General features: G+C 73.0%; 1 protein-coding gene. It reads left to right on the top strand.

Annotated elements, in window-relative coordinates; all coding sequences use genetic code 11:
* Positions 1–80: 80 nt before the first annotated feature.
* A complete protein-coding gene (locus tag AOK16_RS24855; protein WP_055474324.1) occupies positions 81–1,106 on the top strand; it encodes an ABC-2 transporter permease in 1,026 nt (341 codons plus the stop codon).
* The last annotated feature ends 14 nt before the right edge of the window (positions 1,107–1,120 follow it).

The raw sequence follows: 1,120 nt of genomic DNA, 5'->3' as shown, positions 1-1,120 counted from the left end.
CCGTCGAACTGCCCGCGGGGCCCTCTCGGCGGGGGCGGGCGCGGCGAGCGCGGTCGGGGGTGCTCGCTTAGCGTGGCGGCATGGCAGGGGTGTCGTTCGTCGGGTGCTGGCGGGCGTTCGCACGGTCGGCCTACTTTCCCGCGGTCGTGGTCTCGCTCATCCTCGGCGCCGCGGCCGGCCTCTTCGCGGGCTCGTACACGTACGCCATGGCCAACCCCACGCCGCATCGGATCCCCACCGCCGTCGTCGGGATCGACCGGGGCTCGGCGGGGCGCTCGTTCGTCGACGGGCTCGAGGAGGAGCTCGACACCTCCCTCGAACTGCACGACTACGCCACCTACGCCGGCGCGCGCGAGGACATCGAGGAGCAGCGGGTGTTCGCGGTGCTGCGCGTGCCCGCCGGGGGCGGCCGGGTGGAGCTGGACGTGTCCGGCGCCTCCGGGTCCTCGGTCGCCGAACTGCTCACCAAGGCGGCGCCCAAGGTCGGCGAGCGGGTCGGCGTACCGGTCGTGGTCCGGGACGTGAACCCGCTGCAGCCCGGCGACCCGCGCGGGCTCGCCCTCTTCTACGTGACGATCGCGGCGGTGATCACCGGCTTTGTCGGCGCGATCCAGCTGACCATCAACGCCCCGCTGCTGAACCCGGCCGAGCGGATCGCCTTCACCGCCGGGTACGCGCTGCTCGGCGGGTTCGCGATCACCGCGGTCGTGGACTGGCTGCTGGACGCGGTGCGGCTGCCGTTCGCGGTGTCGTGGGCGATCCTCTCGCTGACGATGTACGCGTCGGGGATGGTCTTCACGATGTTCAACGCCCTCATCGGGCGGTGGGCGATGCTCCCGACCTGGGGCCTGATGGTGCTGCTCGGCAACCCCTCGTCCGGCGGCGCGGTCTCCTGGCCGCTGCTGCCGTCCGTACTCGGCGCCATCGGGCGCTGGCTCCCGCCGGGCGCGTCGGTGAACGCCCAGCACACGGCGGTGTACTTCGCCGGGTACCAGAAGGCGGACCCGTATCTGGTGCTGTCCGCGTGGGCCCTCGGGTCGACGCTCGTCTACTGGACCTGGCGCCATCGGGACCCGGGCGGGCGAGAGCCGGGGCCGGGGCTGTAGCCGCTGTCCCTTAT

The sequence above is a fragment of the Streptomyces pathocidini genome, from assembly GCF_001418495.1.
Lineage (GTDB): Bacteria > Actinomycetota > Actinomycetes > Streptomycetales > Streptomycetaceae > Streptomyces > Streptomyces pathocidini.
This window is presented reverse-complemented; position numbering and strand designations above follow the sequence as displayed.